General features: G+C 61.7%; 12 protein-coding genes. 4 read left to right on the top strand and 8 right to left on the bottom strand.

The window, feature by feature from the left end; all coding sequences use genetic code 11:
• The 6 genes from NDI87_RS12280 to NDI87_RS17500 form a co-directional block, all read right to left on the bottom strand.
• Positions 1-1,673, bottom strand: a 1,673-nt coding sequence (locus tag NDI87_RS12280; RefSeq protein WP_296275554.1) for a DEAD/DEAH box helicase family protein, incomplete at its 3' end; no start/stop codon positions are given.
• Complete coding sequence (locus tag NDI87_RS12275) at positions 1,670-4,822, bottom strand: DNA methyltransferase (protein WP_296275552.1); 3,153 nt, start codon at positions 4,820-4,822, stop codon at positions 1,670-1,672. The genes NDI87_RS12280 and NDI87_RS12275, both read right to left, overlap by 4 nt.
• Positions 4,823-4,857: 35 nt before the next feature.
• Positions 4,858-5,313: a type II toxin-antitoxin system VapC family toxin gene (locus NDI87_RS12270; RefSeq protein WP_296275551.1), complete on the bottom strand. Its 456-nt coding sequence runs from the start codon at positions 5,311-5,313 to the stop codon at positions 4,858-4,860.
• The gene (locus NDI87_RS12265; RefSeq protein ID WP_296275549.1) at positions 5,310-5,654 is read right to left on the bottom strand and encodes a hypothetical protein; all 345 of its coding nucleotides are present in this window, start codon (positions 5,652-5,654) and stop codon (positions 5,310-5,312) included. The genes NDI87_RS12270 and NDI87_RS12265 overlap by 4 nt, the downstream gene beginning before the upstream one ends.
• 28 nt (positions 5,655-5,682) lie before the next feature.
• Positions 5,683-8,271, bottom strand: coding sequence for a cation-translocating P-type ATPase (locus NDI87_RS12260; RefSeq protein ID WP_296275547.1), 2,589 nt, complete (start codon positions 8,269-8,271; stop codon positions 5,683-5,685).
• A 12-nt stretch (positions 8,272-8,283) separates the two neighbouring features.
• Positions 8,284-8,439 carry a cation-transporting P-type ATPase gene (locus tag NDI87_RS17500; protein ID WP_366028824.1) on the bottom strand — a complete coding sequence of 52 codons (156 nt, stop codon included), beginning with the start codon at positions 8,437-8,439 and terminating at the stop codon, positions 8,284-8,286.
• Between the two features lie 107 nt (positions 8,440-8,546).
• On the opposite strand from NDI87_RS17500, the gene radA reads away from it, so the two are divergent.
• From radA to waaF, 4 genes are all read left to right on the top strand, one after another.
• Positions 8,547-9,953 (top strand): DNA repair protein RadA, encoded by a 1,407-nt coding sequence (radA, locus tag NDI87_RS12255; RefSeq protein ID WP_296275545.1) that lies wholly within the window; start codon positions 8,547-8,549, stop codon positions 9,951-9,953.
• 131 nt (positions 9,954-10,084) lie between these two features.
• Positions 10,085-11,035, top strand: coding sequence for a branched-chain amino acid transaminase (locus NDI87_RS12250; RefSeq protein WP_296275543.1), 951 nt, complete (start codon positions 10,085-10,087; stop codon positions 11,033-11,035).
• Between the two features lie 239 nt (positions 11,036-11,274).
• Positions 11,275-11,478, top strand: a complete 204-nt coding sequence (locus NDI87_RS12245) for a zinc-finger domain-containing protein (RefSeq protein ID WP_296275541.1) — start codon at positions 11,275-11,277, stop codon at positions 11,476-11,478.
• A gap of 39 nt (positions 11,479-11,517) precedes the next feature.
• On the top strand, positions 11,518-12,519 hold the full coding sequence (gene waaF / locus NDI87_RS12240) for a lipopolysaccharide heptosyltransferase II (protein ID WP_296275540.1): 1,002 nt from the start codon (positions 11,518-11,520) through the stop codon (positions 12,517-12,519).
• On the opposite strand, the gene NDI87_RS12235 is transcribed toward waaF, so the two are convergent.
• Positions 12,503-13,447, bottom strand: coding sequence for a homocysteine S-methyltransferase family protein (locus NDI87_RS12235; RefSeq protein ID WP_296275539.1), 945 nt, complete (start codon positions 13,445-13,447; stop codon positions 12,503-12,505). The genes waaF and NDI87_RS12235 overlap by 17 nt on opposite strands.
• Before the next feature lie 413 nt (positions 13,448-13,860).
• A partial coding sequence (locus NDI87_RS12230; RefSeq protein ID WP_296275538.1) for an ATP-binding protein occupies positions 13,861-14,319 on the bottom strand: 459 nt, incomplete at its 5' end.

Genomic DNA, 14,319 nt, shown 5'->3' with positions numbered 1-14,319 from the left:
GTGCTGACCCGAAAGCTTGACCAGCCTTCGATGAATTTGCGCGAACCCATCAAAAACTTCAATTCCGGGCTATCGTCCAGGCGTGCAAACAGCGAACCCGTGACGGCATCGGGTGCTTCCACCGTCACCCCCGCAGTCTTGAGCGCCGCCGCCAGCTTGGGCGCATCGCCCACATAGGCGGTGCCGCACCAGTGGTCACCCGGCGCGCCTGGCAGGCGCAGCCCCAGCTCGTCTTTGGACAGGACCCGCACCGCCAATTGCCCTGATCCGCCAAACAAATCAAGACACATTTGCTGGTGTAGGCCCGGTGCACCCAACTCGCGCTCGGCGCGTAAATCCAGTTGCGCGGCAAACAGCGCCTGCTGAATCGGGTTGGCGGCATCCAGCACCTGTGCCAGCAAGCCCTGGGCACCGTCGGTATCGCCTGCAAAGCGGGCCAGAAAAGCCAGCACTTGCACCACGTCCTGGCTTTTGCCTGTGACGCTCTGACCGACAAACACCGCCAGCGGCGAACTCAGACGGTAGCTTTGTGCCCGCACCGCGTCGGCACTGAAGTAGCGCACCTGCCGCCAAAAGGCGACCAGCGCGGCCGCCAGCACCAGGTCTTGGGCATGTATGTCGCGCGTGACCAGGCTTTTCGGGCTTTTGCCAAAACCATCGTCGTGAAAGCGACGGTAACCGTAGTCAAACACGGTACAACGGGCGTAATCGTTGAAGAAATCGGCATCACCATCGGCAATCTGGGCAAACGTGGCCGAGTATTCAAACTCAAAACCGGGAGCACCTTCAACCGGGTGCAATTTGTGTGTGCCTGTCAGCGCTTGCCTGCGCTCCCTAAAAGCCGACTCGTCGCCCGAGTTGCTTTTGCCGCCCTTGTGCCCTTCGTCGACCAGCAGCAGGTTGGGGCCGGGGTACTGGTCGGTACTGACCGACACCCCCGCCTTGACCCGCACCCGCTGGCCGTCCTTGTCTTCGGGCAGGTAGAGCTTGGTGAGCTCGGTAATCTCCAGCGAGCGCTCAAGCACGACCTCGTCAATACCGCTCAAGGCCAGCTCTGCGCGGTGCTGGCTGGACAGGGTCTCGTTGGGCGTGAGCAGCAGCACGCGCTGCGGTGCACTGCCCAAAATGCCCGAGGCATGGCGCAAAAACTGCAAGGTGTTGAGGTGCAGCATCAGCGTCTTGCCGCTGCCAGTGGCCATCCACAGCGCCAGCCGGTTCAGGTCGGGGCCGGTCACCTTTGGCAAAAAAGGCAATTCCTGTTCGCGCAGGGTGTTGATCTCGACCACCATGTCGGCGCGACCGCCCGGCGCGGCCAGCCGGTACAAATAATGCTCGACAAACAGCGCCGCCAGCCACTGAAAATGCGTCAATGCAAAGCGCTCGCCAGTGGCCACCTCACGTGCGCTGGCAATGCCGGCCCAGTTGACCATGAAGGCGCGTTCGTGTTTTGCCAGCACATCGGGGGCCACACGTACGCCCTTGCGTGACAGCACGGCGCCCAAGCGCGCGGAGGCACCGGGCGCACCGGCATCGGGGGCGTCTTTGACCCGTTCCAGCAGTTCGTTGTAGCGGCCACCCCATTCGTTGGCCAGCCAGCGCACCAGCAACAGGCTGCGGTCAAAACGCTGACTGCGGGCGCTGGGCGACCTGGGGGCTTTGGCGGGTTTGGTCACTTGGCTCGCTCCATCATGCGCTGGGCCAGCAGGCTGTCGATGCTGGCGGCGCGCACCCCGGCTGGCCAGAAGGCAGACCGGTTGTGAAAGACGGTGCCAAAGTCGCCCAGGGCGAGCCCCCATACCGTTGCCAGTTGGGCGCAGAGCCACTCGTATTCGGCTTGCGCCAGCTCGGGCGTGCGTTCATCGTCTGCGTTGCGCAGCCATAAAAGCACGGGTTGGTGCGGTATGTGCGGGGCGACCGAACGGTTCTGGTCAGGATTTTGTTGGCGGGCCAGGTCAGCGGCCAGCACCGCGTGCATGAGTTGGTGGCGCTGGCCTTGTGGGTCGCGCAGCTCAATCTGGCGTTTGGGCACCAGCCCCAGCAGCAGCCGGGCCGTTTCCAGCATGTTGACAGTCTCCAGCCGCTCGCCGGTGGACTCGAACAGCGTGAGCTGGTAGTCAAACGGGTGCGTGAGTTCGGTGCTGGACAGGCGCACCGCATGGGTGTTCGCTGCCGTGGTGCCGTCACCACCGACGCTGTCCACGAGCCAGTAGCGCAGCAGGTGCTCGCCGGCATCGTGCGAGACCAGATTCATGGCGGTTTGCGCCTGCCCAGCCTGGTCTGGCGCTCCGTGTTGCCCCAGATCGAGGGCGTTGAGGCTGTCTTCATAACGCTCAAGGCGCAGCACGCGCACCAGCGGCAAGGTGCGACGGCTCCAGTGCGCTGGGTCAGCGCCATCGGCGTGCTGCACGCTGTCTTTGGGTTGCCCGTCTTTCCACTCGGGCGCGGTCATGACCTTGGCGATGCGCGGCAGTGTCACGGTGTCAAAGTATTCGCCCTGCTCCACCAGCAAAAATTTGCGCGCGCCACCGTCTTCGCGATTGAGGTTGATGACGGCGTGCCCTGTGGTGGCACTGCCGGCGAAGAAGTCGAGGGTAATGGCGTCGGCACGATTGGCACCGCCTACATAAATGCTGTCCTGCACTGCATGGACTGACTTGGGATAAGAAAAAGGCGGTTTGCCAAACAGCTTTTTCAGCAGCGCGGTGCCGTGTTCGGTGGCGCTGTACTTGGAGTCAAACCAAGTGGTGACAGCAACCACACCCTCCTCATTGGGACGACGTTTGTAATAGACATAGTTTTTCCCGCTGCGGTCTTTGCGCACCGCGATGTCCTTCATGTTGCCGCGGACGGTTTCATAACCCCATCGCCAACGTTTTTCATTTCCTTTTTCATCAATCGGAAAGACGACTGTCTCGTCCGGCAACGGTACTTCCGTTAGTTGCCATGCCTGTTCTTCTTCGTCCCACACCATCTGAGGAATTCGTACTTCCGAAGCAGATACAAATAATGGATAAAACATCGCTGGTCTGGCAGCGCGATCTGAGTCCGACCCCTCTCTGCGCAGATTGCGCCACTCAAAAGCTCCGTCCTTATCTTCTTCGGAAAAGCGCGCGGCCTGGTCTTCGGTCGGGTTCATTTTTCCCACTGTTGCGCTGGTGCTTTTGCCCACGAAGTGGACGTATTCATGCGATACCGAAAACCCGGATTTGGTCGGGCGACCCGACGGGTTGGCCCGCACTGCCACCGTACCCAACATGGTGTCGGGGTAGCTGTGTTCCAGTTGCAGCCGCAAGGCGGCATTTTCTGCGTCATCAATGGCAATGCATAACACGCCAGCCTGGTTAAGGATGCCCATGGCGCAATGCACCCGGCGGTCCATCAAAGACAGCCAGCTTGACTCCCGAAAGCCATTCTTGTAGTCAATCGGTGAGGCATCGGTGTTGTACGGCGGATCAATATAAATGCACTTCACCCGCTCGCGGTAGGCGGGCTCCAGGGTGCGTAGCGCGGCGTAGTTGTCGGCGTGCACCAGTTCGCCGCCGAGCGCGGCCTCAAGGTCGTCAAAACAGGCCAGCACGCGTGCCTTGAAGTCGGGGCCAAAGTGCCGGGTGTGCAGCGGCAGGTGTGGGCAGGCCGTCAACAGTTTTTTGCCGTTGGGTTTTTTGGCTTTGTCGCCAACCCACTGCGCCCATTCTTTGGCCTGGGTGTCGCTGGCGCAGGCCTCGGCCACCAGCGCTTGGCCCGCTGCACCCGCCTCACGCACCAACCAACTGCATTGCACCAGGTAGTCGGCTTGCAGCACAAATTTGCGTTTTTCAAACAAGGTGGCTTGAAAGGTTTCGATCTGGTTCAAAAAGGTGATCAGGTCGAGCGCAATCTGGCGCACCAGTTTGAACTTGGCGCGGATGCGCGGCAGTTCACTGTCGGGTGCGTCCCACACCTGGACAAACTCGTGTTTGAGGTACACCTCGAGCTCGCCCTTCAGGAATTCGCCCAGTTGGGGGTGGACAAAGAAGTCGCTGGTGTTCTTGCGCACAAAACGGCGCGCGTTGCGTGCCAGCGTGTCAGGGTTCAGGCTGGCAGGGGGCCGCGCGCCCTTGAAGTCATCGCCCGCGAGCCAGGCATTGAGCACGCGGTCTTGCAGCGTGTTGCCTTCGGTGGCGAAATTGGTGTCTTCGTCGCTGTCTTCCGCGTTTTGGGCAGTGTTTTTTGTTTTGTAGCGTTTGACTTCTGCATCGGTGGCGGTACGCCACTGCCATTGCAGCTCGAAGCCGCCTGCTGCGGCTTTCAAGCTGGTCGGAAAGAAGTGTTTGGCATTGCCTTTGGCGTTGTCTTTTTCGGTGTCGGCGCGGGCCAGGGTGAAGCGCACTTCAGCCGGGCCGTCGGTGTAGGCAAAGCGGCTGAAGAGCTCGCCGCTTTTGATGTAGTGGCTGCCTTTGGTGGCCCAGTGAAAGTGGGTGTCCTGGCCATGGTAGGGCACGGCATAGGCGGCGCCGCCGCCACGGCGGGCGCGGGGAATGAAGTCGCCCTCGTCCCAGTAGCGACTGAAAAAAGTGTGCAGGTGGTAGTAACAGTTGGCGGCTTCGCTCTGCGCCAAAGCCTGACCGCTGTGCTGGGCCAGTTCAGAGGCCCACTGGGCAATGCGTTGCGGCAAGGTGTCGTCTAGATACGCCAGCACTTGCGTGCGCCGGTAGTTGAGGATGCGGTAGATGCCAAAGTCAAGCTCGGCGGCATCGAGCTTGAGGATGTCGTGCTTGAGCAGGCTCAGAAAACGCTGTTGCGACGTGGTGTCGGTCGCGTTGTCGGTGGGTAGAGAAGCCATGGTGGTGTCCGAAAAAATAGCGTTGGCGAGTGGGGTCAGGGCAAGCTGCTCAGATGTGCTTGCGCGGCAGTGGCCAGTTTTTCGTCAAAGGTGGCCAGCGGGCATGTCAGCTCGGCGGCCAGCCAGAGGTAGGACGCATCATAGGCGCTGAGCTGGTATTGCAGGGCCAGGGCGCAGGCCGTCTGCACATCTATTTCATGCAATTCAATGGTCATGTCCAGAAATTGTGCCAAGCCGTCAGCAGCGTGAGCCTCGCCTCGACGTAATTTTTTGACTGCGACGCTGGTGATCTCAAACGGAAGCAAGTTGGGCGCATGCAGCGTGTGCCCAGTAATGCTTTGTTGGGCTTGTTGTTGCCATGACTCCTGAAACACAATGCCGGCCAGCGCACTGCAATCGACGACCAAAGGCGGGCGCACCAAATACAGTGCAGGCGGTTCGGCCAGGTACAAAGTCGGGATGGCCGATGACGCCGTTGAGGGGTTGCTCATCGGCTATCCCGGTCTTCACGAATCATGTCGATGCTTGACCCCTGACCTGGCACCGGGCCGTTGGGGTACTTGGCTTTCAATTCTGCTGCCACTTGTTCCACCGTTTTCCAGCCGCGCCGAACGATCGGGTGACCCAATCGGTCGAATCCCACGACCGTACCAAAGCGGGCTGGCGCGCCCGGCTGATTGTTGGGTGTTGACTGATCGCTGTTGTCTGGCGCCACCACGCGCTGGATCAGCGCCATCAATTCGCCTTGCAGCGAGCGGTGGTTGCGCGCGGCGCGCTCGCGCAAGGCCTGGGCCCAGGCTTCAGGGACGTCTTTGATGGAGAGGTTTGGCATACTGGCTCCAAAATGGATGTTGCCTCCATTATGGCGCCATTTTGGTTTTTATGACCTTGAGCAATTCAAACCACAGCACGCTGGCCAGCCCCAGGCCCGCTGCGCCTGCCAGCCAGGCCATGGGCAGGGGTTCAAACAAAAACAGGCGCGCCAGCCAGGGCACATAGAGCACCAGCCCCAACAGGCTCAAGGCGGCCGCCACCACCAGCCACAGCGTGCGGTTGGGCACCCTTAAGCCGGCCCAAAAAGCACCGGCGCGGCTGCGGTTGGAAAAGATCAGCGCCAGGTTGGTGAACACCAGCACGGCAAAGGCGAGGGCGCGCGCACTGCCTTCGGTCAACTGGCCGGCGCCCCAGACCGTGGCGGCCAGTACCACGGCCAGCGCGCCCAGGCCCTGCAATAAGGCGAGCCCCAACGTCATGCCGCCAAAAAGGGGTTGCCTGACATCGCGCGGCGGGCGCTGCATCACATCCGGCTCGGCGGGTTCGTTCTCGAACACCATCGAGCAGGCCGGGTCGATCACCAGCTCCAGAAATGCGATGTGCAAAGGAAACAAGATCGTCGGCCAGCCCAACAGCACCGGCAGCAGCGCCATGCCGGCGATCGGCACATGCACGGCCAGGATGTAGGACATGGACTTGCGCAGATTGTCAAAAATGCGCCGGCCCAGCCGCACCGCGCCGACGATCGAGGCGAAGTTGTCGTCGAGCAGCACGATGGAAGCCGCTTCGCGCGCGACGTCGGTGCCGCGCCCGCCCATGGCCACGCCGACATGCGCGGCTTTCAGGGCCGGGGCGTCGTTGACGCCGTCGCCGGTCATGGCCACCACCTCGCCCGCCGCCTTGAGTGCCTGCACGATGCGCAGTTTTTGCGTCGGGGCAATGCGGGCGCAAATGCTCACGCCGGCCATGCGCTGCTGCAATTCGGCGTCGCTCAGCTCAGCCAGGGCAGCGCCGGTGAGAAGCCCGTCGGGCCCGGGCTTGAGCCCGGCCTGGTCGGCAATGGCCAGCGCCGTGGCCGGATAGTCGCCGGTGATCATCACCACCCGGATGCCGGCGCTGTGGGCTTCTGTGACGGCCTGCGGGATCCCGGCGCGCAGCGGGTCGGCCAGACCCAGCAGACCAATGAATTCAAAGTCAAAGTCATGCTCAATGGCCGGCCAGTCCTGGCCCTGAAAGCGGGCACGCGCCACCCCCAGCACGCGCAGTCCCCTGGCCGCCATGGCTTCGACCGCGCGGGCAATGCTTGCTTGTGTTGCGCCATCCAGATGACACAGGTCCACGATGGCCTCGGGTGCGCCCTTGGCGGCCACCACATGATCCGCGCCATGGGTGGCCTGCCAGACATGCGACATGGCGCGCAGTTCTGGCGTCAGGCCGTAGGTTTGCATCAAGGTCCAGTCGCGGTGCAGGTGCTCGGTGTCTTGCAGGAAGTGTTGCCCCAGCCGGTGAAATGCCTTTTCCATCGGGTCGAAAGGGTCGGTCACGCTGGCCAGAATGGAGTATTCCACCAGGGTGTGGAAGCACTCTGGCATTTCGGTCGTGGTGCCGTAGTCAATCGCCAGGTTGTCAGCCTGCTCGCAAAATTTGCGCTTGGTCCCGCCCGTGACAGGCTGCGCCTGGGGCCGCGGCACATAGAGCTCGGCGACTGTCATGCGGTTCTCTGTCAAAGTGCCGGTTTTATCGGCGCACAGCACGCTGGTGGCGCCCAGGGTTTCAATGGCGGCAATGCGCCGGGTCAACACGTTCTGTTTGGACAGGTGCCACGCGCCCAGAGCCGGAATCACCGTCAGCACCACCGTGAATTCCTGTGGCAGCAAGGCCATGGCCAGCGCAATGGCGGCCAGCAAGGCGCCCAGCCAGTCGTCGCGTATCAACCCATAAGCCGCCAGCAAAAACAGGCTCGCACCCAATGCCACCAGCGCCAGCACCTTGACCAGGTGCGCCATTTGTTGTTTGAGCGGTGAAGCCTCAGTCGTCAAGCCGCCCAGCGCCTGGCCAATGCGGCCAATCTCGCTGAACCTGCCGGTGGCGGTGACGCGCGCCAAGCCGTGTCCACGTACCAACAAAGTGCCCGAGAACAGGGCCAACTCTGTTGCGGTCGGGTCACTGGGCTGGTCAGATGCGGCCACCACCTTGTCCACCGGCACGGGCTCGCCGGTGAGCAGCGATTCATCCACCTGCACCTCGGTGCCCTGAAGCAGCACCGCATCGGCCGGGATGCGGTCGCCCTCTGCCAGCATCAGCACATCGCCGACGACCACCTCGCGCCCGGCAATGCGCAGCGCCGCGCCGTCGCGTAGCACCAGCGCGCGCGGACTGGTGAGGTCGCGCAAGGATTCGATCGCGCGTTCGGTCTTGCCCTCCTGGTAAAGCGTCAGGGCCAGCACCACCAGCACCAGCCCGAATAAAACAAGTCCCTCCTGCAAGTCACCCAGTACCAGGTACAGTACACCGGCCGCCAGCAACAAGGCAAACATGGGGTCGGAGAGGGTTTCGCGCGCAATGGCCAGCGGACCCCGCTTGTGCGCATCGGGCAGCTCGTTGGGACCATCGTCGCGCAAGGCCTGTGCGGCCTGCGCCGCGCTCAGGCCTTTGTCTGATGCCGGTAAAACCATTGTTCTCCCCCTTCAGAACCACGACCAGAAAGAATGCCACAAGCAGCCCAGCAGGTTTTTGAAATGCAGCAAGAATTGCAGGGCCATCGCCCGTTGCCGTGCAGGTGTCAGTCGATTAGGCCCGACGCGATCAAGCCGTTCAGCTGCCGGATGACGCGCTGGTGTCAATGAACAAAGTTATCACAATGTTCCCTGCGACACCGTGCGATATGTCACGCCGTCGCACCACGCCGGATGTGTTGTGAATCTGTGGATTTAGACAGTATTATTCCCCCATGGCCAAAGAAAAAACCCACTACGTCTGCTCCGATTGCGGCGGCTCCAGCCCCAAATGGCAAGGCAAATGCCCCAGCTGCAATGCCTGGAACACGCTGATTGAATCCGCCCCCGAGAGTGCCAGTCCCACCAAAAACCGCTTTGCCTCCCTGGCCAGGACCGCTGAAGTGGCGGTGCTGGGTGACATTGACGCGGTGGACATGGCGCGCACGCCGACCGGTCACGAGGAACTGGACCGGGTGCTCGGTGGCGGCATGGTCGAAGGCGGCGTGGTGCTGATTGGTGGCGACCCCGGTATTGGCAAATCGACCCTGCTGTTGCAGGCGCTGGATTCGTTGCAGCGCAGTGGCCAGAGCACGCTCTACGTCACTGGCGAAGAAAGCGGCGCCCAGGTGGCCTTGCGCGCGCGCCGCCTGGGCCTGGACGGCTCCCAAGTCAAGGTGCTGGCGGAAATCGGCCTCGACAAAATCCTGGCCACGCTGGCTTCCATGCAGCCCGACATTGCGGTGATCGACTCGATCCAGACGGTCTATTCCGACCAACTCACCTCCGCGCCCGGCTCGGTGGCCCAGGTGCGCGAATGCGCGGCCCACCTGACGCGCTATGCCAAAGCCAGCGGACGCTCAGACGGCGTCACCCCTGGCCGGGCGACGTGCATTGTGCTGGTGGGCCACGTCACCAAGGAAGGGGCGCTGGCCGGTCCGCGCGTGCTGGAGCACATGGTCGATACCGTGCTGTACTTCGAAGGCGACACCCACAGCAGTTTCCGGCTGGTGCGCGCCATCAAGAACCGCTTTGGCGCGGTCAATGAAATCGGTGTTTTTGCCATGACCGAAAAAGGCCTCAAGGGGGTCAGCAACCCGAGCGCCATTTTTCTGAGCCAGCACGCCGAGCCGGTGCCGGGCAGTTGTGTCATGGTCACATTGGAGGGCACGCGCCCGATGCTGGTCGAAATCCAGGCGCTGGTCGACAGCGGCGGCCCAAGCCCCCGGCGCCTGAGCGTGGGGCTGGACAAGGACCGCCTGGCCATGCTGCTGGCGGTGCTGCACCGCCATGCCGGGGTGGCGTGCATGGACCAGGACGTGTTTGTCAACGCGGTCGGCGGTGTGCGCATTTCCGAGCCGGCCGCCGATCTGGCGGTGCTGCTGGCCATCACCTCCAGTCTGCGCGGCAAGCCGTTGCCGAAAGGTTTTTTTGCTTTTGGCGAGATCGGCCTGGCCGGTGAGGTGCGACCGGCACCGCGTGGCCAGGAGCGCCTCAAGGAAGCCGCCAAGCTGGGCTTCAGCGTGGCCGTGGTGCCCAGGGCCAATCTGCCCAAGAACCTCAAGGCCAAAGATTTCGAAGGCCTGACGATCCACGCCGTCGAGCGCGTCGAGCAGGCCATGGAAGTGGTGAGAAACCTGTAAGCTTGCGGGTCAGACCACTCGCGCAGCGACGTGCTCTGACCCCAACCAATGAACATGTCGCAACAGCACTGCGCCGGGCCCGTAGAATCTGCAATTTGTAGCATTGCCCCCTTAATTTGAAGGAATAACCGATGAGCCCCTTACCGCCCGACCTGTCTGACCGCGATGGAAAAATCTGGATGGATGGCCAACTGGTGGAATGGCGTGATGCCAAGATTCACGTCCTGACCCACACCCTGCACTACGGTTGTGGTGTCTTTGAGGGGGTGCGCGCCTACAAAACGGCCGACGGCACCGCCATTTTCCGGCTCGAGGAGCACACCCAGCGTCTTCTCAACAGCGCCAAAATTCTGCGCATGGCGATTCCGTTCAGCAAAGAGCAAATCATGCAGGCGCAAGTTGATGTGGTGCGTGCCAACAAGCTCGAATCCTGCTACCTGCGCCCCTTGAGCTGGATCGGCAGCCGCAAGCTCGGCGTCAGCCCCAAGGGCAACCACATCCACCTGATGGTGGCGGCCTGGGCTTGGGGCGCTTACCTGGGCGACGAAGGCATGACGCGCGGCATCCGTGTGAAAATTTCGAGCTACACCCGCCACCATGTCAACATCACCATGACGCAGGCCAAGGCGGTGAGCAACTACACCAACTCCATCCTGGCGAACACCGAGGCGCTGGACGACGGCTACGACGAGGCCATGCTGCTCGACGCCAACGGCTTCGTCAGTGAAGGCTCCGGCGAAAACGTGTTCGTCGTCAAAGACGGCGTGGTCTACACCCCCGACCTGTCAGCCGGTGCGCTCAATGGCATCACCCGCAACACCGTGCTCTGCATCTGCCAGGACCTGGGCATTGAAGTGGTGCAAAAGCGCATCACCCGTGACGAGATCTACATTTGCGATGAGGCCTTCTTTAGCGGCACGGCAGCCGAGATCACGCCCATTCGCGAACTGGACCGCATCGAGCTGGGCAAGGCCGGTTACGTCGGCACCCGCGGCCCGATCACCGAGAAAATCCAGAGCGCGTTCTTTGACATCGTCAACGGCCGCAACCCCAAATACGCCCACTGGCTGACGAAAGTCTGAGACCTTGCGGGACAGGCGTCAATAGGTTCAAGCCGAACAATGAAAGACAGCCGTCATTGCGAGCCAGCCATATCCGGCCTGATACCGCATACGGATTGCCGCGTCACTACGTTCCTCGCAAGGACGGTTTCATTTGCGTCACTGCGAGCGCAGCGCGGCAGTCCATGCAGCCGGAAGTCATGGATTGCTTCACTGCGTTCGCAATGACGACATTTTTTACGTGAATTAGAAAGAAACACATGACAAGCGCAACTGTAGAACTGCTGGCCAAAGACCTCAACCATCAAGGCGGTGTTTATTGCCCCAGTCCGCTGGCTGACATGAAACTCTGGAACAGCCACCCCAAGGTCTATCTGGACGTGGCCCACACCGGCCAGGCCAAGTGTCCCTATTGCGGCACCGTGTACAAGCTCAAGGAAGGCGAGCACTTTCACGGCCATTAATTGGGGTCAGATTCCAATTAATTTCAGTCTTAAGCTGGCTTGAAGCGCTCACTCATCATCGCCCCGCAATGGATCGGCGACGCGGTGATGACCGAACCGCTGTTGCGCCGTTTGCACGCGCGCGGTGAACAGCTCACCGTCGGGGCCTTGCCCTGGGTGGCACCGGTGTACCGGGCCATGCCGCAGGTGGCAGAAGTCATTGAATTTCCGTTTGCCCACGGCGGCCTGCAATGGCGCGAACGCTGGCGCCTGGCGCGGCAGATCAAAGGCCGGTTCGACTGTGCCACCATCTGCCCCAACTCGCTCAAAAGCGCACTGCTGCCTTTTTTGGCGGGTATTCCCAAGCGGATCGGTTATCTGGGCGAGGCGCGCTTCGGGCTGTTGACGCAGCGCCTGAGCAATCCGGCCAAGGGGCAGCGCCCGCCGATGGTGGCGTTTTATTCGGCCTTGAGCGGGGCGGCGGATGTGGCGGCCGACCGGCCGCAGTTGCATCTGTCAAAGCAGGACGTCGACACCGCCTTGCACGCGTTGCGCCTGACACGCATGGGTTATCACGTGTTTGCGCCGGGTGCCGAATTCGGCGACGCCAAACGCTGGCCGGCCGCCCACTTTGCCGCGCTGGCAGGGCAGCTCGATGCACCCGTGGTGTTGCTGGGCTCGGGCAAGGAGGCCGGGCTGTGTGCCAGCATTGCCGATCCGGTCAATGCCCGGCGCCCGGGGCACTGCCTCAATCTGGCAGGAAAGACCACGCTGGCACAAGCGCTGGCTGTGATCGCAGCCTGTAAAAGCATTGTCAGCAATGACTCCGGCCTGATGCATGTCGCGGCTGGTTTTGGTGTCCGGCAGGTGGCTATTTTTGGCTCCAGCAGCCCGCTGCACACGCCACCGCTGAATGCTCTGGCCACGGTGTTATGGCTCAAGACCGACGCCGTCTACCAGCCGCCACTGGACTGTGCACCGTGTTTTGAGCGGGTCTGCCCGCTGGGTCACACGCGCTGCCTCAACGACATCCTGCCGGACCAAGTCAGACCATTGTTATAGCTCGCGCAATCTGTTCTACGTGGCGCTGGTCTGTACCACAGCATCCGCCCATGATGTTGAGTCGTTTAAGCTGCTTGCTGAGCGCGGCGTACTGCGCGCCAAGTTCAACAGGGTCGCCCATGTCGAGCTCCGAAGACGCATTCAATTCTGCATGGCTCTTTCGCGAGGCGTTCGCCCGCAGGCCCCGAATCCGCTCCAACCATGCCCCGCCCTCGGCCAGAACCTGCGCAAAGTGTGTGGGATGGGCGCAGTTGATCATGTAATAGGACGGGTACCCGGCGGTCATTTCGTCCGTTTGCTCGATCGCTGTCTTGAGCAATTGCCCGTTGGGCAGATTGCCATCGGTCTCAACGGTGAAGGAAATTGCGATGGGGACTGCTGCCCGCTGAGCTGCACGCGCCATGCCAATCGCTTCGTCCACGTAGTTCAGGGTGAGTGCGCTCACCATGTCCGCCGCACTGTTGGCGAACACCTCGATTTGCTCGCGGTGGTAAGCCTGTGCTTCCTGCGCATTCATCACGCGATCAGGAAAGTAGCCATCCCCACGGGGACCGAGGCATCCGCTGATAACCACCGGCGTCGCCCTGGATTGGTATTCGTCCCGAATTTCTTCCAGCAGCTGGATCGCCTTCCGGTTGGCATGGGTCAATGACTCGGCTGTATAGCCGAGCTTGCATCCCCAATCGGCGCTGGCCCGCCAGGTCGCGCTTTCGAGAATGAGTCCGGTAGCGAAGCGTCTGGCAATCTCTGCGTAGGCCTGAAAGTACTTGCGCAGGGCAGCCCGGCCTTCCGGTGTTCCGAGCAGATGAAACGCGGCGAAATCGGGCAGTTCCAGACCGTCGTGGAAAATCAGCGTGGTTTCAAGACCGCCATCGGTCAGGTAGAGGCCGCCACCGAGTTGCGGCAAGGCATGTCGATAAAGAGCCATGTGCGCCTCCTGTACCCTTGCGATTTAACGTAATTCGCACCGAAAAACCAGAGCTTCGTTTGGGCCGATTTTAAGCGTCCATCAAGCTGGCCTCAATATCTGGGAGTGAATCTGTCTGGGGTAAATCCGCAACGACCGGTTGAATCCAGGCTTGAGACTTGTCCTTCGCACGGGTCAAAAAAAAGCCACCCGAAGGTGGCTTGTAAAGGTTCCTCTGTGGGAGGAACGTCGTTGGAAACTTCACGGACCCAGAGACGACATCAAAGAAATTCAAGGACGCTGACCAAGGTCTGTGCTACATGACTGTGACAGCAGTTGGATCAACTATAGCGGCCATGGGGTGGCCCCGGTATCCCCCAATTGGGGGGTTTTGAGGTCGATTTTTGATGCCTTTCCGATTTCGGAGGCGACGCCTATTTTTTCGGCAGTTCAAGTACAAAAGTGGCGCCGCCGCCGGGCCGGTCCTCGCACGCGACCCGGCCACCGTGACGTTGGGCAATGGCCTTGACCAGGGCCAGGCCCAGGCCCACGCCGCCATCGCGTTCGGTGGCGCCAGGCAGGCGGTAAAAGGGCTCAAAAATGCGCTCCCGCAATGCCACAGGAACGCCGGGGCCATGGTCCGAGACCCGGATCACCACATGGCTGTCCGTTTGGCTCAAGCTCAGGCGGATCTCGCCGGCACCATATCGGCGCGCGTTCTCCAGCAGATTGCGTACGGCACGGCGCAGCAGTTTGCTGATGCCTGGAACCGCCAGTTCCGCGGTGGCCGCGCCCGTTTGCAATTCTGGCGGCAGATCAAGCTCGGCATCGACACGGGCGCATTCCTCGGCGGCCAGGCCGATCAGGTCCACCGACTCGATGGTGCCCAGGTC

The sequence above is a fragment of the Rhodoferax sp. genome (assembly GCF_023701345.1).
Lineage (GTDB): Bacteria > Pseudomonadota > Gammaproteobacteria > Burkholderiales > Burkholderiaceae_C > Rhodoferax.
Note: the sequence above shows the minus strand (reverse complement) of the source record. Positions and strands in the feature narration are given on the sequence as shown.

Coding starts and splice junctions, on each gene's coding strand:
- NDI87_RS12250 (WP_296275543.1), top strand. CDS start 10,085: ATGAGCCCCTTACCGCCCGACCTGTCTGACCGCGATGGAAAAATCTGG.
- NDI87_RS12270 (WP_296275551.1), bottom strand. CDS start 5,313: ATGAGCAACCCCTCAACGGCGTCATCGGCCATCCCGACTTTGTACCTG.
- NDI87_RS12275 (WP_296275552.1), bottom strand. CDS start 4,822: ATGGCTTCTCTACCCACCGACAACGCGACCGACACCACGTCGCAACAG.
- NDI87_RS12235 (WP_296275539.1), bottom strand. CDS start 13,447: ATGGCTCTTTATCGACATGCCTTGCCGCAACTCGGTGGCGGCCTCTAC.
- radA (WP_296275545.1), top strand. CDS start 8,547: ATGGCCAAAGAAAAAACCCACTACGTCTGCTCCGATTGCGGCGGCTCC.
- NDI87_RS12260 (WP_296275547.1), bottom strand. CDS start 8,271: ATGGTTTTACCGGCATCAGACAAAGGCCTGAGCGCGGCGCAGGCCGCA.
- NDI87_RS12265 (WP_296275549.1), bottom strand. CDS start 5,654: ATGCCAAACCTCTCCATCAAAGACGTCCCTGAAGCCTGGGCCCAGGCC.
- NDI87_RS12245 (WP_296275541.1), top strand. CDS start 11,275: ATGACAAGCGCAACTGTAGAACTGCTGGCCAAAGACCTCAACCATCAA.